The sequence below is a fragment of the Micrococcus sp. SL257 genome (genome assembly GCF_026625585.1).
GTDB lineage: Bacteria > Actinomycetota > Actinomycetes > Actinomycetales > Micrococcaceae > Micrococcus > Micrococcus luteus.
Window position 1 is genome coordinate 2,489,709 of record NZ_CP113053.1, and the last position, 13,813, is coordinate 2,503,521.

At 75.3% G+C, this 13,813-nt stretch carries 12 protein-coding genes and 2 tRNA genes; 7 read left to right on the forward strand and 7 right to left on the reverse strand.

Annotation, left to right across the window (positions count from 1 at the left end; translation table 11 throughout):
• Positions 1–147 precede the first annotated feature (147 nt).
• Together OVA32_RS11545 and OVA32_RS11550 are read right to left on the reverse strand one after the other, a co-directional pair.
• Positions 148–224, reverse strand: a tRNA-Thr gene (locus OVA32_RS11545).
• 110 nt (positions 225–334) lie between these two features.
• Positions 335–1,207 (reverse strand): DsbA family protein, encoded by an 873-nt coding sequence (locus OVA32_RS11550; protein ID WP_044659031.1) that lies wholly within the window; start codon positions 1,205–1,207, stop codon positions 335–337.
• Between the two features lie 107 nt (positions 1,208–1,314).
• Between OVA32_RS11550 and OVA32_RS11555 the strand changes: the two genes are divergently transcribed.
• The gene (locus tag OVA32_RS11555; protein ID WP_052833430.1) at positions 1,315–2,616 is read left to right on the forward strand and encodes a DUF4032 domain-containing protein; all 1,302 of its coding nucleotides are present in this window, start codon (positions 1,315–1,317) and stop codon (positions 2,614–2,616) included.
• Between the two features lie 13 nt (positions 2,617–2,629).
• Here the strand turns inward: OVA32_RS11555 and treZ are convergent, their stop codons facing one another.
• From treZ to OVA32_RS11575, 4 genes are all read right to left on the reverse strand, one after another.
• Positions 2,630–4,621, reverse strand: coding sequence for a malto-oligosyltrehalose trehalohydrolase (gene treZ / locus OVA32_RS11560; RefSeq protein WP_135019354.1), 1,992 nt, complete (start codon positions 4,619–4,621; stop codon positions 2,630–2,632).
• The gene (treY, locus tag OVA32_RS11565; RefSeq protein ID WP_135019353.1) at positions 4,618–7,098 is read right to left on the reverse strand and encodes a malto-oligosyltrehalose synthase; all 2,481 of its coding nucleotides are present in this window, start codon (positions 7,096–7,098) and stop codon (positions 4,618–4,620) included. The genes treZ and treY overlap by 4 nt, the downstream gene beginning before the upstream one ends.
• 62 nt (positions 7,099–7,160) lie before the next feature.
• Positions 7,161–7,646 carry a hypothetical protein gene (locus OVA32_RS11570; RefSeq protein WP_115165393.1) on the reverse strand — a complete coding sequence of 162 codons (486 nt, stop codon included), beginning with the start codon at positions 7,644–7,646 and terminating at the stop codon, positions 7,161–7,163.
• Positions 7,647–7,682: 36 nt separating this feature from the next.
• Complete coding sequence (locus tag OVA32_RS11575) at positions 7,683–8,726, reverse strand: aldo/keto reductase (RefSeq protein ID WP_144825568.1); 1,044 nt, start codon at positions 8,724–8,726, stop codon at positions 7,683–7,685.
• A gap of 65 nt (positions 8,727–8,791) precedes the next feature.
• On the opposite strand from OVA32_RS11575, the gene OVA32_RS11580 reads away from it, so the two are divergent.
• From OVA32_RS11580 to OVA32_RS11600, 5 genes are all read left to right on the forward strand, one after another.
• Entirely contained in the window at positions 8,792–9,694 is a 903-nt protein-coding gene (locus OVA32_RS11580) for a fumarylacetoacetate hydrolase family protein (protein WP_095354055.1), read from the forward strand.
• A complete protein-coding gene (locus OVA32_RS11585) occupies positions 9,681–10,421 on the forward strand; it encodes an NAD(P)-binding domain-containing protein (protein ID WP_095354057.1) in 741 nt (246 codons plus the stop codon). Before OVA32_RS11580 ends, OVA32_RS11585 begins: the two co-directional genes overlap by 14 nt.
• Before the next feature lie 62 nt (positions 10,422–10,483).
• A complete protein-coding gene (locus OVA32_RS11590; protein WP_167755867.1) occupies positions 10,484–12,043 on the forward strand; it encodes a DUF5129 domain-containing protein in 1,560 nt (519 codons plus the stop codon).
• Positions 12,044–12,135: 92 nt separating this feature from the next.
• Positions 12,136–12,633, forward strand: a complete 498-nt coding sequence (locus OVA32_RS11595; protein ID WP_095354060.1) for a carboxymuconolactone decarboxylase family protein — start codon at positions 12,136–12,138, stop codon at positions 12,631–12,633.
• A 58-nt stretch (positions 12,634–12,691) separates the two neighbouring features.
• Positions 12,692–13,054, forward strand: a complete 363-nt coding sequence (locus OVA32_RS11600; protein WP_095354062.1) for a GNAT family N-acetyltransferase — start codon at positions 12,692–12,694, stop codon at positions 13,052–13,054.
• Positions 13,055–13,118: 64 nt separating this feature from the next.
• On the opposite strand, the gene OVA32_RS11605 is transcribed toward OVA32_RS11600, so the two are convergent.
• Positions 13,119–13,195 (reverse strand) — tRNA-Pro (locus tag OVA32_RS11605).
• 131 nt (positions 13,196–13,326) lie between these two features.
• Between OVA32_RS11605 and OVA32_RS11610 the strand changes: the two genes are divergently transcribed.
• Complete coding sequence (locus OVA32_RS11610; protein WP_095354064.1) at positions 13,327–13,755, forward strand: hypothetical protein; 429 nt, start codon at positions 13,327–13,329, stop codon at positions 13,753–13,755.
• Positions 13,756–13,813 lie beyond the last annotated feature (58 nt).

Sequence of the window (13,813 nt, forward strand, 5' to 3'; positions counted from 1 at the left end):
GAGGCATCTCTGGCGGATCCGCCAGCCAAGCCGGGCGGATGGTCGGGGCGCGCACAGCGGCACCCCAGCGTCGGCCCGCGCCGGACACGACGACGGCGCCGCGCCCTCCCGGCGGAGGTGCGCGGCGCCGTCGGGCCCGCGGTGGGGTGGAGCCCCCTGCCGGATTCGAACCGGCGACCTGCTGTTTACAAGGCAGCTGCTCTGGCCAGCTGAGCTAAGGAGGCCTGCGGCCGGCGCCCGGGGGCGCCGCGGCCGACCCTCCCAGCGTACAAGGCCCGGGCGGACGACGCGGGGCGTCCCCGCGTGGGGACGCCCCGCGGACCTCGGCGCCGGGTCAGCCGGCGATCTTGGCGCCCGCCCATTCGATGAAGGTCTTGTCCTCGCCGTCGAGCGCCCAGTTCTTCCCGTCCACGAACACGGTGGGGGTGCCGGCCACGCCGGCGGCGCGCGCCTGGCGGGTGGTGTACTCGACCGCGGAGCGGAACGTGCCGTCCTCGACGCAGGAGGCGATGTCCGCGCCGTGCTCCTGCGCGAGCTGCGTGAGCGCCGCGTTGTCCAGGCCCTTGCCCTGGTGCTCGTCGTAGGCGGCGAACAGGGCGGATACGAAGCCGTTGTAGGCCTCGGGCTTCTGGTCCGCCACACAGTACGCGGCGTTGGCGGCGCGGGCCGAGTAGTTCTGGTTGTTCGGGGCGCTCAGGTAGTCCACCATCCGGTACTCGACCGTGACCTCGCCCTGCTCGAGCCACTGCTCGATCTGGTCCCCGTTGGTGGACTCGAAGTCCGCGCAGTGCACGCAGTTGAAGTCCTCGTAGAGCACGATCCGCGTCGGCTCACCGTCACCACGGGCCTCGGTGTTCGGCAGGGTCTCGGGCTGGGAGCTCGCGGCCTGCTTCGGCACCTCGATCTTCGAGGGGTCGACCTCGCGTTCTCCCGCGCCCTCCGCCAGGTCCGTGGCCGAGGTCAACTCGATGCCGCCCTGCTCGTTCGCCACGGCGGGGATGGGGCCGGCGGTGGCGGCGTCGTCGCCGTTGCGGTTGAGCACGAACGCGACGACGAGGCCGATCACGAGCACCACCGCGAGGACCGAGCCCCAGATGACGCCGGTGCGGCGGCGACTGTCCTTCCTGCGCTGCTCCTCCTGGATCTGGCGGGCACGCGCACGAGCGTCCGTCGCCGAGGTGTGCGAGCCTGACGTGTTCCGGGCCAAGGGTCCTCCTCGTGGGGCAGTCGGTCCGGGTCGAGCACCGGAGCCGGCGGGCAGCGGGCGCGCCGCGCCAGGCGAGCATAGCGGCCCTGTCTGAAAGGATCGTGACCATGGACACCGCCGAGACCCCCTCCCCCGTCGATCGACTGACCATCACGGGCGCCCCGTCGGGGGACGCGACCGAGGACCCGGCGACGTCTCTGCTCGCCCTGCCCTGGGCGCTCCCCCTCGAGACGTGGCCGCGTGAGGTGCTGGCGGCCCTGCCGCGGGGCATCTCCCGTCACGTGGTGCGCTTCGCCCGGATGGGCGGGGGCATCGTGGCGGTGAAGGAGACCACTGAAGAACTCGCGTTCCACGAGTACCGGCTGCTGCGCCGGCTCGAGCGGAGCCCGGCGCCGTCGGTGGTGCCGGTGGCCGTGGTCACCGGACGCACGGAGGACGACGGCACGCCCCTGCCCGCCGCCCTCGTGACCCGGCACCTGCGCTTCTCCCTGCCGTACCGCGCCGTGTTCTCGGAGCGCCTCGAGCGCCGCACCCTCGTGCGGCTCATGGACGCGCTGGCGACCCTGCTCGTGGAGCTGCACCTCGAGGGGTTCTTCTGGGGTGACGTCTCCCTGTCCAACGTCCTGTTCCGGCGGGACGCGGGCGGGTTCGCCGCTCACCTGGTGGACGCCGAGACCGGCGAGCTGCGGGAGCGGCTGTCCACCGGCCAGCGCGAGCACGACCTGGACGTGGCCGCCGTGAACGTGGGCGGTGAGCTGCTGGACCTGCAGGCCAGCGGGCTGCTGGACCCGGAGGTGGACCCCGTCACCACGCCGGACCTGCTCGTGGCGTCCTACCGACGGCTGTGGGACGAGCTGACCGAGCCTCTGCTGTTCCCCCGCGCCGAGCCGTGGCGCCTGGACCGCCGCGTCCGCCGCCTGCAGGAGCTCGGGTTCGAGCTGGCCGAGTACTCACTGCGCGCCGCCGACGCCCCCGGGATGATGATCGCCCGGCCCGTCGAGATCCACGCGGGCTACCACCGCCGTCGGCTGACCCGCCTCACGGGACTCGAGGTCCAGGAGAACCAGGCCCGGCGGCTGCTCGTGGACATCGAGGCCGCCCGCCGGGAGTGGGACCCGTACATGGACATCGAGGCTGCGGCGCACCGCTGGGTGGTGGAGGTGTTCGACCCCGTGGTCCGCTCGGTGCCCCTTGAGCTGCGAGCCAAGCTCGAGCCCGCCGAGGTGATGCACCAGCTCCTCGAGCACCGCTGGTACCTCTCCGAGGCCCGCGGCCAGGCCGTGCCCCTGCAGGAGGCGGTGGACTCCTACGTGGACACGGTGCTGCGGGCCCGCCGCGACGAGGACGCGGTGGCACTGCACCCCACGACCACCATGCTGCGCGCCGTCCCGCCTGCGGACGCGGACTGACGCCGGACGCGGCTCAGCGGCGCAGGAGCAGGAAGCCGGGGGCCGGGACCGCCGCCGGCACCGTGCCGGGGCCGAGCGGGCCGTGGTCGCCGTGGCCGGCGAGCAGCTCCGCCCGCGTCAGGTCCGCGGGCACGGGAAGCGGCTCCGCGCCGAGGGCGACGAGCAGGACGACGTCGGCGTCCTCGCCGGCGCGGGTGAGGCGCACGTGGCGCCGGGCCGCGTCCACCTCGGCCCGGACGCGGTCGCGGCGAGGGTCGGTGAGCTGGGGCAGCGTGCGGCGCAGGCCGATCAGGGTGCGGTAGGCGGCGAGCACGCGCACCCCGCGGCCCTGGCCGTCCGTGCCGCCCGCGGCCTCCGCCCAGTCCAGCACCGCCGCGTCCCGCGTCGCGGGGTCCTGCGGGTCGGGGACGTCGGCCGGGTCCCAGCCATGGGCGGCGAACTCGCGGCGTCGTCCCTGCCGGACGGCGTCCCCGAGCTCGGGCTCGCGGAACGAGGTGAAGAACGGCCACGGCGTCGAGGCCGCGAACTCCTCCCCCATGAAGAGCATCGGCACGTGCGGGCCGGTCAGCAGCAGGGCGGCCTCGGCCGCGAGCGCACCCTCGGACAGGGCGGCAGCGGTGCGGTCGCCGCCGGCACGGTTGCCCACCTGGTCATGGTTCTGGATGCTGGCCACCCACGCATGGTTCGGGACGGCGTCCGGCACGGCGCGCCCGTGATCGCGGCCGCGGAAGGTGGAACGGGTGCCGTCGTGGAAGTAGGTGCGCTCCATGACCTTGGCCACCGCCTCCAGCGGGGCGAAGTCCGCGTAGTAGCCGTGGGTCTCCCCCGTCGCGGCCACGTGCAGGGCGTGGTGGACGTCGTCGTTCCAGGCCGCCGCGAGGCCGAGCCCGCCGGCCTCGCGGGGCAGCACCAGACGCGGGTCGTTGAGGTCGGACTCGGCCACGAGGGGCACGGGTCGGCCGGCACGGGCCGCGATCCCGTCCGCGAGCGCGGCCATCTCCTCGAGCAGGTGCACGGCGCGGGCGTCCCGCAGGGCGTGCACCGCGTCGAGGCGCAGCCCGTCCACGCGCATCTCCTCGAGCCAGAAGCGGACGTTGTCCAGGACGAGCCGGCGCACCTCGTCCGAGTCGGCGCCGTCCAGGTTCAGGCCGTCGCCCCAGCCGGTGCCGCCCTGACCCAGATACGGCCCGAACACCTGCAGGTAGTTGCCGGAGGGGCCCAGGTGGTTGTGCACGACGTCCTGGACCACGCCGAGGCCGGCGGCGTGGGCGGCGGCCACGAAGCGGCGGTAGGCGGCGGGGCCGCCGTAGGACTCGTCGACGGCGAACCACGCCACCCCGTCGTAGCCCCAGTTCCGAGGGCCGGAGAAGGAGTTCACGGGCAGCAGCTCGACGTGGGTGACCCCGAGGTCCCTCAGGTGCGGCAGGCGGGCGATGGCGGCGTCGAGGGTCCCCTCCGCCGTGAAGGTCCCCACGTGCAGCTCGTAGAGGACGGCGCCGCGCAGGCCGCCGCCCTGGGGCGCGGCCGGATCGGACTCCACCCCGGGCGGCCCGGCCCAGCCCTCGTCCGGCCACGCGAAGACGCGGCCGGCGACGTCGCGGCGGGAGGGCCCGTGGACCGTGTCGGGCTGGCGGCGGGAGCGGGGGTCCGGCACGGGGTCCGCCCCGTCCACGCGGTAGCCGTAGCCGGGGTCGGCCGGCGGCTGGGCGGCGTCGAGGCCAAGGGCGGCCAGCGGGTCCTCCGTGGGCGTCCACCAGCCTCCGGCGGCGGGGGCCATGGCCACGACGGCGGCGACGGGCCAGCGGTCCTCGGCGTCGTGCAGGGCGCCGGGCTCGGTGTCGACGAGGACGAGGTCGACGCTCTCGGCGTGCGGCGCCCAGACGGCGTAGGGGATGGCGCGCGCGGCGTCGACGGCGGCCCGCTCGGCCGCGGCGGGGTCCACGGGGTCGGAGCCGATCGGGTGCAGGCCCGGGGCGGGGGCGTCGGCCGGACGGGGCTCGGTCACGGGGCGGTCCTCTCTCGGCGGTCGGACGGGGCGTGCGCCGGGACGAGCAGCGCGACGGGCAGGGTGCTGAGCAGTTCGTCGAGGCGCACGGCGCCGCGCGCGTCCGGGTGGACGGGGTGGCCGGTGACGGCGTCCTCCCACCGCCCAGCCGGCACGGTCACGACGGTCTGGCCCCAGCCACCCGCGGCCGCGAGGCGGACGGGCCAGCGCGTGGCCACGGCGAGCGCCCCGCCCCGGTCGAACGCGATCGCGTGTTCGGCGGCGGGGCCGGAGACGTCGAGCGGGCGGTGGCCGGTGAACAGCTCGGGCCGGTCGCGGCGGGCGCGCAGCACGCCGGCCACGACGGCCAGCTTGGCGGCGGCGGGGTCGTCGAGGCCGGGCGTGTGGCCGGCGTCGAGGCGGTCCAGCAGGTCGGCCCGGGCCGCGAAGTCCACGGGGCGGCGGTTGTCCGGGTCCACGAGGGTGGGGAAGGGCACCTCCGTGCCCTGGTAGACGTCGGGGACGCCGGGGGCGGCGAGCTGGACGAGCTTGTGGCCGAGCTGGACCACCAGGCCGGGCTCGGCGATGCGGTCCGCGACGGCCTGGAGCACGCCCCGGGCAGGCCCCTCGGGGGAGGTGACGGCGGCGGCGAGTGCGGCGAGCCGGGCCTCGAACTCGGGGTCCTGGTCCGTCCAGGTGGTGGCCAGGGCCGCCTCGCGGGAGGCCTTCTGCAGGAAGCCGAGGATCCGCTCCTCCTCCGGCGTGGTGCCGTCCGTGGGCCAGACCCCCACGATGGACTCCCAGAGCAGCCGCTCCGCGTCGGGGTGGCCGAGCGGGTGGAGGCGCCTCAGCTCCGCGAGCTCGGCGGCCCAGCGGTCGGGCTCCTCGGCGAGCACGGCGATGCGGGCGCGCACGTCCTCGCCGCGCTTGGTGTCGTGGGTGCTCAGGGTGGTCATGGCCGTCGGCCAGGCGGCCTGGCGCGCCTGCTGGGCGGCGTGGAAGTCGGCCAGGGACAGGGCGACGTGGGAGGGGTCTCCGCCGACCTCGTTCAGATTGGCCCACCGGGTGTACCGGTAGAAGGACCGGTCCTCGACGCCCTTGGCCATCACCATGCCGGAGGTCTGCTGGAACCGGCGGGCCACGGGCGAGTCCGGGTCGGTCAGCTCGGGCCGCAGGTCGCCGAGCACGTCGGCGAGGCCCGGCTCCGCCTCGGCCGCGTCCGCCAGCGCGCCCTCGAGCACGGCCAGGCCCACGGGCAGGTAGGTGCGGTACACGGGCAGCCGGGCCAGCACAGCGGCGAACGCGGCGGCCACGTCCTCGTCCGGGTGGGCACCGAGGGCGTGCACGGCGCGGACCTCCCGGACCAGCCGGGCGGTCTCGGCCGCGAGGGGGCCGGTGGCCACGTCGTGCTTGGCCCGCACCACGGCCTCGTCCCACTCCCGACGACGGCGCGCGTCCTCGGCCGCATCGCCCGCGGCCTCGGGATGCATGAAGACGCGTTCGACCTCGCCGAGCGCGTCGTAGCCGGTGGTCCCGTCCACGGGCCAGTCCGCGGGCAGCGTTTCACCGGGCTCGAGGATCTTCTCCACCACGAGGTAGCCCTCCGGCAGGACGTGGGAGCGCAGGCGCCGCGCGTAGCCGGCCGGGTCCGCCAGGCCGTCCGGGTGGTCCACGCGCAGCCCGTCCACGAGCCCTTCGCGGACCCAGCGGGCGGGTTCGGCATGGACGGCGTCGAAGACCTCGGGCTCCTCCACCCGGACGCCCGCGAGCGTGGTGACGGTGAAGAAGCGGCGGTAGTTCAGCTCGGCGTCGCCGCGGCGCCAGCCGACCAGCCGGTAGTGCTGGCGGTCGTGCACGGCGCGGGCCAGGCGGGCCTGCTCCGCGGTCGGCTCCTTCGCCGAGTCCGCCGCCGCGAAGACCTCCGCGGCGCGCAGCCCGGTCTCCGTCTCGGCGGCCTCGAGCGATCCGGGGGCGAGGGGGTAGACGTTGTCCCAGTAGCGCAGACGGCCGCCCTCGGCGTCGACGACGAGACGGTCCAGTTCCGCGTCCGCGTTCCCGTCAGGGCCGTCTCCCAGCACGGGGATGAGCAGGGACCCGTCGCCGGCCGCCCAGTCCACGTCGAACCACGCCGCATGCGCTGCCTCGGGACCGTGGGTGAGCACGTCCCACCACGCCGGATTGGCCGGGGGCGTGGCCACGCCCACGTGGTTCGGCACGATGTCCACGAGCACGCCCATGCCCGCCTCGTGCGCGGCGCGCGCGACCATGTCCAGTCCCTCCGCCCCGCCGCGGGCGGCGTCCAGCCGGGTGGGGTCCACGACGTCGTACCCGTGGTCGGAGCCGGGCTCGGCCTCGAGCAGCGGCGAGAGGTAGAGCCAGTCCACGCCCAGGCGCCGCAGATAGGGCACGAGCCCGGCCACGGACTCCAGCGGCAGATCCGGGCTGACCTGGAGCCGGTAGGTGGACGCGGGGGCGGAACGGACGGTCGAGGTGCTCACGCGGCGACGCTAACAGAGGCCCCCCACACGGCATCAGGCCCGACGGGCGACGGCGGGCGCGGTCACGGGGCCGGACGCAGCGGCAGGTCCTCGTACTTCTCCGGCGGGTTGTGGAAGATGTCCTCGCCGACGAAGGGCTCGCCCGAGGGGTCGACCACGACCATCTCGTCCCGCAGGACGGTTCCGTCCGGCTGGGTGAGGTCGATGATGAACCCCGTGCCGGACTGGCGGATGCGCTCGATCGAGGTGTAGCCGTACTTGGCCGTCAGGTTCTGACGCAGCGTGTCCAGCCCCGCCAGGTGCGTCCACACACCCACGCCGGCCAGTACGGCCGCGACCGCCAGCACCACGGCCCCCACCCGGCGCTGCAGCCGGGTGTTGTCCAGGACGTCCACCTCGGTGTTGCGTCCGTGCTCGTCAGCGTGCCGCCGGTGCCGGCGCTCACGCCAGATCCCGGCGGCCAGCAGGATGCCGCCGACGACGAGCGCGAGGGCGGCCGCCCAGTAGGCGAGCCAGGGGGTGAAGAGGTTGACGGGCTCGAAGGTCATGCCCCCAGTGTGACAGACCTCACGTCTGCGGGTCGCTCAGGGCAGCGGCCGGCCCCGCGCCGCGGTCCACAGGCGGTGCCACTGCGCGGAGTCCATCGCCTCGGCCACGGAGGCCGCCTCGGCGCACGCGGCGACGCGCTCCGGGTCCTGGGTGCCAATCACGGGCCGCACGCCCCACGGCAGGCGCAGCAGCCAGGCGAGCACCACGGCCTCCCGGCTGACGCCCAGCTCCGCCGCGACCTCGCCGACGACGCCGGCCGCGCCGTCGTCGCCGGAGCTGAACCGACCCTGCCCCAGCGGACCCCAGGCCTGCAGCTCGATCCCCTCGGCGGCGCACACCGGGCCGAGGCGCCCGGCGTCGGCGTCCGCGGGGGCGTCCGGGTGGTTGGCGAGCACGACCGCCTCCACGAGGGTGCGGTGGTGCAGGCCGAGCTCGACCTGGACGCACGCCAGCCCGGTCCCGTCCGCCGCCTGGCTCTCGAGCTCGCGCTGGAACTCGAGGACGCGGCCCACGCCGAGGTTGGAGAGGCCGAGCTTGCCGACCAGGCCCGCCTCCCGCGCGTCGAGGAAGGCGCGCACGGTGTCGGCCACGGGCGTGAGGACGTCGGGCCGGTGGATGATCAGGGTGTCCACGCGCTGCTCGCCGAGGCGGGCCAGCGAGCCCTCCAGCGAGGCGCGCACGTGCTCGGGCGAGGAGTCGTAGCGGGTCAGACGCCGCCCGGCCGGGTCCGTCTCGTGCAGGACGATCCCGCACTTGGTCTGCACCTTCAGGGCGGAGCGCTCCTCGTAGGGCAGCTCGTGCAGCAGCCGGCCGACGGTCTCCTCGGAGCGGCCGGCCCCGTAGATGTCCGCGGTGTCCAGCAGGTCGACGCCGGCCTCGATCCCGGCGCGCAGGGCGCGGCGGGCACGCTCCACGGCCGCCTCGGCCTGCGCTTCGCCCGCGGGCCCCTCCGGCCCCGCCCCCGGATCGGCGTCCGGGGGCGGCGGGGGAACGGACCCCCAGGCCATGGTCCCGAGGACGATCGGGGTGGCCGGAGTCGGGTCGAGGTCGAGCGGCGGATGCGTGGGTGCAGTGCTCATGGCCTCACCGTCTCACGTCCGCCCGCCCCGGGTCCGGACCTGCCACCGTGTGATGGGATGGGTCCATGAAGCTCGCCACGTTCCGCCAGCCCGACTCCGACGCGGCCTACCCCGGCGCCACGTTCGCCGCGGTCATCACCTCCGTGCACCCCGAGGACCCCGAGGTCGCCGTGCGTGCCGTCGCCCTGCCGGACTGTCGCGACGTCGGCGAGTACCTCACCGCCACGCCGGAGGAGCAGCGGGAGATGGTGGAGGGCGCCCTCCGCGCGGCGCAGGCCGACCGGTCCCTCCTGCTGGACACCTCCGGCCTCGTCTACGACACGCTCGTGCCCTTCCCCACCAAGGTGTTCTGCGTGGGCCTGAACTACACGAACCACATCGACGAGACGGGCCTGGAGCGCCCCGAGCATCCGACGCTGTTCGCGAAGTTCCCGCAGTCCCTCACGGGTGCGCTGGACCCGATCGAGGTCCCCGAGGAGGACCACCGGGTCGACTACGAGGGCGAGCTGTGCATCGTGGTCGGCGAACCGGGCCGACGCATCGCCGTGGCGGACGCCCCGGAGCACATCGCGGGCTACGCGGTGGCCAACGACATCTCCATGCGCGGCTTCCAGGGCCGCACCTCCGAGTGGCTGCAGGGCAAGGTGTGGGAGGCCTCGACGCCCGTGGGCCCGTGGCTGGTCACCCCGGACGAGTTCCCGGCGGACGCCCGCGTCCTCACGCACGTCAACGGCGAGCTGCGTCAGGAGGACAGGGTCGCCGACGTCGTCTTCTCCCCCGCCGAGCTGGTCTCCTACGCCTCGCAGCTGATCACCCTGAACCCGGGCGACCTGATCCTGACCGGCACGCCCGCGGGGGTCGCCCTGGCCTGCCGGGACGCCGAGGGCCGCCGCCCGTGGCTGCGTCCCGACGACGTCGTCGAGGTGGAGATCACCGGGCTGGGACGCCAGCGCAATGAGCTCGTCTGAGGCGGCGCCGGCGGACGCCCTGCCCCGCGTCGTCGGCATCCTCGGTGCGGGGCGGGCGGGCACCGCGCTGGCACGGGCGATCGCGCGCATCCCCCGCCTCTCCCCGGGCACGGCCGCCCCGCGGGTGATGGTCGCGGGCACGCGGCGCCCCGCGGCGGTCCAGCGTCACCTGACGATCTACGCGCCCGAGGCCGTCGCCGTGTCGGCCGAGGACCTGGCGGCGGAGGCGGAGCTCGTCGTCGTGGCCGTGCCGCGCGAGGCGCTCGACGACGTCGACCCGCTCGCCCTCGCCGGGCCGGCCACGCGCGCCGTGGTGGACCTGACCAACACGTGGGGCGACGAGCCCGTCCCGGACTGGCTCGACGGCGACGGGTCGCCCGGCACCGCCCGGATCGCCGCGCGCTGGGCCGCCGCGGGGGTGCGCGTGCCCGTCGTGCGCGCGTTCTCGGAGATCTCGCATCACGACCTCGGAGACGCCGGGCGCGCCACGGCCCCGCGCCGCGCCCTCGCGGTCGGCACCGAGCCGGCCGACACGGCGGCCGACCCGGCCGCGGTCGCCGCCGCGCGCGACACGGTGGTCGCCCTCGTCACCGCGATGGGCTTCGACGCGGTCCCCTACACGGGCCTCGACCGGGCCGGGGTCCTCGAGCCGGGGGCGGCGGGGTTCGGCACCGCGCACGACGCCGGCCGGCTCGCCGCGCTGCTCGCCGACGCGCCCACCGGCTGAGGCGCGCCACCGGCCGCGGTGCCTACGCTGGGCGGGACCGCCGACCCGTCCAGGAGGCCCCCGTGACCCGTCCGACGCACCGCATCGCCCGCCGCACGCTCACCGCGGTCGCCCTGTCCGCCGCCGCCCTCACCGGACCGGCGGCGTCCGCCACCGTCGTCGCCCTGCCGGTCACGGCGGGGGTGACGGGCGCCGTCGTCGCCGCTGCGCCGCAGGCCCACGCCGTGGCCTGGGACCAGGTGGAGCTCGTGGATGACGCGGGCGTGATCGACCCCGCCCAGCTGCGCCGAGACCTGGCGGGGATCGAGTTCCGGGAGCCGACCCGCGTCGCCGTGGTCACCGAGCGCGGCCCGGACCTCTCCGCGCTGGACGACGACCGCGCGTCTCAGGCGTTCAACGGGCGGGTGCTCGAGCGGGCTCGCGCCGAGCACCCGGACTGGCTCAGCGCGGACGGCCAGAAGTGGGCCGACGGCCTCGTGATCGTGGCGCTCGACCCGGACAACCGGTTGATCGGGGTGTACGTGGGCGAGGACCGGATGCTCAGCACGGACCGGCTGCGGGAGGTGCGCGAGGCCGGCCACGAGGCGGCCCGTGCGGCCCGGTGGACGGACACGGTCGTGGATGTGACGGACGCCGCCGCCGAGCTGATCGGACGCCCCTGGTGGCAGGCTCCCGAGCTGTGGTTCGGCGCGGGGATCGTCGGTGTGGCGGGCGGCGGCGCCGCGGCCGCGGCACTCGCGAGCCGACGGCGTCGCCGCCGCCGGACGGCCGACCTGCTGGCCGAGGCCCGCACCCACCTGACCTCCGTCACCCTGGAGATGGACGCCACCGAGGTGAACGCGTCCACGGTGCCCGAGGACTCGCCCCACGCGGCCGCGCTGATGGAGCGCTTCCGCAACTTCCGGCGCCAGACGCTCGATGCGTCGGCGGAGCTGGACCGCCTCGAGGCCCTGCCGGAGCGCAGCCTGCATCGCACGGAGCATGCCCGGGCCGCGGAGGACGTCCGGGACCGCGCCCGTGAGCTCGACCGCCTCGACGACGCCGTGGCCGCGGCGAACACCTTCCTCAACCGCCACCCGGGGTGGCCGGCGGCGTGGGACCAGCAGACCGCCCCGCTGCGGGCCGACCTGGACGCCGTCGGCACGCTGGCCTCCTCCGTCGGCTCCGCCGGGCCCGTCCGGTCCGCGGTCGCCGCGCTGGAGTCCTTCCGCACCGAGGCCCAGGACCGGCTCGAGGCGCTGGGTGCGGACCTGCAGGACGAGCGCCTGACCCCGGCCGCGGCGCTGGACGAGCTGGACGCGCTGCGGCGTCGCCTGACCGGGCTCGTCTCCGCCCTCGCCGACGCCGAGGTGGCGGCGTTCGGCGAGGACGAGGCCGAGCGTGAGCTGCTGCGCGACGAGCTGCGCTCGCACCGTGGCCCGGCCCGGTCCGCGCGCGGCTCGATCCTGGACTCCGCGCTGCCGGCGGATGCCTACTGGACGGTGGTGGCCTTCACCACGGGCCACCAGGCCGGCGAGCGGTCCGTCCAGGACCACCGCCAGGCGCAGTCCAGCTCCTCCGGGACCGGCTACGGATCCTCGGGCGGCTCGTTCTCCGGGGCGGGCTCGTCCGGCCGATTCTGAGCCGATCGGGGCCGGATCTGAGCCGGAAGCTCGTCCGGGCCGGGCACCCGGTCCCTGGCCCACCGCCCCGTTCTGCGAGACAGTGAAGGACCATGACCGCCGCTGACACCCCCGCACCCCGCCAGGACCCCCTCGCGTTCTACCTCGACAAGGCCGTGCCCGAGGCGTGGCACGCGGTCGGGCCGCTGGCCTCGGCCGCGCGCGACGCCGCCGAGCAGGCCGGGCTGGACCGGCAGCTCGTGGAGCTCGTGAACCTCCGGGTCTCTCAGCTCAACGGCTGCGTGTTCTGCCTGGACCGGCACACCCGCCAGGGCGCCGACGCCGGCCTGAGCGTGCAGCGCCTGGGGCTGCTGCCGGCGTGGCGTGAGGCCGGGGCCGTGTACTCCGAGCAGGAGCGCGCCGCGCTCGAGCTCGCCGAGGCGGTCACGGACCTCCCCGAGCAGGAGCAGCTGAACTACGTGCAGGCCTCCACGGCCGCTGTGCTCACGGACGCCCAGTACGCGGCCGTGCAGTGGGTCGCGATCGTGATGAACCTGACGAACCGCATCTCGATCCTGTCCCATCACCCCGTGCGGCGCCGGGACGGCTGACCCTCCTCCCCGTCGCCGGCCCGGCGGCGGGATCCACCCAGGAACGAGAGGACCGACCATGACCGAGCAGACCCCCAGCCTGGAGCACCCGCAGGTCCGCAAGAACGGGGAGAGGTACGAGATCGTCGTCGATGACGCGGGCACGGTGGCCGGCTTCACGGTGGCGATCGACGACGACACCGCCGACGGCCCGGCCCAGCGAATCTTCCCGCACACCAAGGTCGACCACGAGTACGAGGGCCGGGGCCTGGCCTCGAACCTCGTGCGCGAGGCGCTGAAGGACACCGTGGCCGCGGGCCGCCGGATCGTCCCCGTGTGCCCGTACGTGAAGGACTGGGTGGACGAACACGACGACGTGGCCGGCGAAGTGGACCCGGCCCGCGCCGAGCATCTCCAGTTCCTGGAGTCCCGCCAGGACTGACGCCCGCACCCGGTGAGCACCCGGAGACGAGAAGAGCCCCCGCCGATCCGGCGGGGGCTCTTTCTGGTCGGGGTGACAGGATTTGAACCTGCGGCCTCGTCGTCCCGAACGACGCGCGCTACCAAGCTGCGCCACACCCCGTTGGAGGTCTCAGACCTGAATCCAACAGAGACCGACTATACCAGCCGCACCGGGTGCCGCCAAACCGAGATGCGGGGCAGAATCGCACGCGTGAGACCTCTGCGCACCCGACGAATCCGAGAGAGGCCGGCATGAGCTGGTGGCCGTTCCTGCACTCCTCCGCCAGCCCCTCCCCCGACGACGACGGCGCCCCGGCCGCTGCCGAGCTCGAAGAGGCCGTGGCCGCCCTGCGACGGCTGTTGCGCGCGGAGCGGCACCGACTGCGCCCGGACAGCTGGGCCCTCGCGTGGGAGATGGTCGAGCACGCCGCCGAGTACGGGCCGGCCTGGACTCGCCTGCAGCGCACACGACCCGTGGAGACCCAGGAGCTCGTGCTCGCCCTCACCGGGCGCTTGGAGCCGCTGCTGCGCGACTTCCTCGCGATCCCCGACTCGGAGAAGCCCGCCCATGCCGACGCCGTGCACGCGCGCCTTCGGGAGCAGAGCACGGAGCACGGCCGGCTGCGCCGCCGACTCACCCGCGCGCTCACGGCACGGCTGCGTGCCGGCGAGGAGCTCTGAGCGCCGAGGGGGAGGCACCCGGGAACGCAGAAAGCCCCGTGCGGATCGCACGGGGCCG